Source organism: Pseudidiomarina fusca (genome assembly GCF_032227045.1).
In the GTDB taxonomy this organism is placed as follows: Bacteria; Pseudomonadota; Gammaproteobacteria; order Enterobacterales; family Alteromonadaceae; genus Pseudidiomarina; species Pseudidiomarina fusca.
On record NZ_JANFPJ010000075.1, the window covers coordinates 1 to 1,568 of the forward strand.

General features: G+C 46.7%; 2 protein-coding genes. One reads left to right on the forward strand and one right to left on the reverse strand.

The features are described from left to right. The coding region (locus NOG12_RS13080) for an IS256 family transposase (protein ID WP_313933497.1) at nucleotides 1–1,082 on the forward strand (1,082 nt) is incomplete at its 5' end. Nucleotides 1,083–1,098: 16 nt separating this feature from the next. Here NOG12_RS13080 and NOG12_RS13085 read toward each other — a convergent pair. Next, nucleotides 1,099–1,500, reverse strand: a complete 402-nt coding sequence (locus NOG12_RS13085) for a P-loop NTPase fold protein (RefSeq protein ID WP_313933498.1) — start codon at nucleotides 1,498–1,500, stop codon at nucleotides 1,099–1,101. Between the last annotated feature and the right edge of the window lie 68 nt (nucleotides 1,501–1,568).

The window sequence follows — 1,568 nt, forward strand, 5'->3', positions numbered from 1 at the left end:
CTGAAATGGAAGCTCATTTAGGCTACGCACCAAATGACTCAGCCGGCAACAACAGCGGCAACTCTCGTAATGGTAAAACCAAGAAAACTGTTCGTAGCATCAATGGCGATGTCGAACTAGATATTCCTCGTGACCGTAACGGTAGTTTTGAGCCCAAGTTAGTTCGCAAAGGCGAACGCCAGCTGAATGGATTTGATGAGCGCATCATAGCATTGTATGCGCGTGGCATGACTACTCGTGACATTCAAGCATACCTTGAAGAAGCCTATGGCGTTGAAGTCTCGCCGACGTTCATTTCTCAGATGACCAACGCCGTCATGGACGAGGTCAAGGCCTGGCAGCATCGTCCGTTGGCAAAGCTGTACCCAGTTGTTTACCTTGATTGTCTAGTCGTTCGCAGCCGTGATTCTGGTGTTGTACAGAATAAGTCAGTGTACCTAGCGCTTGGCATCAACACTGACGGTGAAAAAGAGCTGCTCGGGCTGTGGATGGCTCAAACTGAAGGCGCTAAATTCTGGCTATCGGTAATGAACGAGCTGAAAAACCGTGGTGTAGACGATATCTTCATTGCCTGCTGCGATGGCCTTAAAGGCTTCCCTGAAGCCATTGAGGCGGTTTACCCGAAGACTCAAGTGCAACTGTGCATTGTGCACCAAATTCGCCACTCTCTGCGGTACGTAAACTGGAAACAGCGCAAGACTATTGGCGCTGATTTAAAACTCATTTATGGCGCGGCTACTCGCGCTGAAGCCGAGCAGGCACTAGAAAATTTCGCCTCGACATGGGACTCTGAGCATCCCACCATCAGCCGCTCATGGCGGGCAAACTGGGAGCGCTTAAGTGTGTTCTTCGACTACCCAGTTGAGATACGCAAGGCCATTTATACCACCAATGCCATTGAGTCGCTGAATGCGTCACTGCGCAAAATCACCAAAACTCGCTGGTCGTTCCCTAACGACGAAGCCGTCATGAAGGTGCTGTACTTGGCCTTGCATCAGGCTTCAAAAAAGTGGACTATGCCCATACGCAACTGGAAGCCAGCGATGGCACAGTTCGAGATTATATATCAGGATCGGATTTAACAGTGAAACCAGCCATTTACACAAAATCTTTTACAGTCTCGTATTTTGTAGTTGTAATACTACCCGCTAAATTCTCGCCCTGTTCTTCCAATATTTCATCTACATCCTGTGCCTTATCGTTTTTTCGACCAATCAACCTTTTTCGAGCCGCGCCAATCAAACCACTCAAAAATGCTAATCGCAGTGGATTCCCTTCATGAGCCCAAGCATCAAAAATATAAAAAAGCGTTTTACTTTCTTCTTTGAATTTCGAATTTAAAAGACAAATAACTTGCGATTTACCAGTTCCCCAAAAGCCTTCTAAGCCGATCGTTAGCCCTTCACCGCTGCTACTGTTAATAAACTTATACATAGCATCAGCCGTGCATGTGTGTGTTTGGTCATCAAATTCATCAACCGTTGAAACTCGCTCAGGCAATGCCTCGAATATTCGCCCCTGTAATTGTCAATGGCCATTAAAATTGATCCACTTTTGGCCAATAAAAT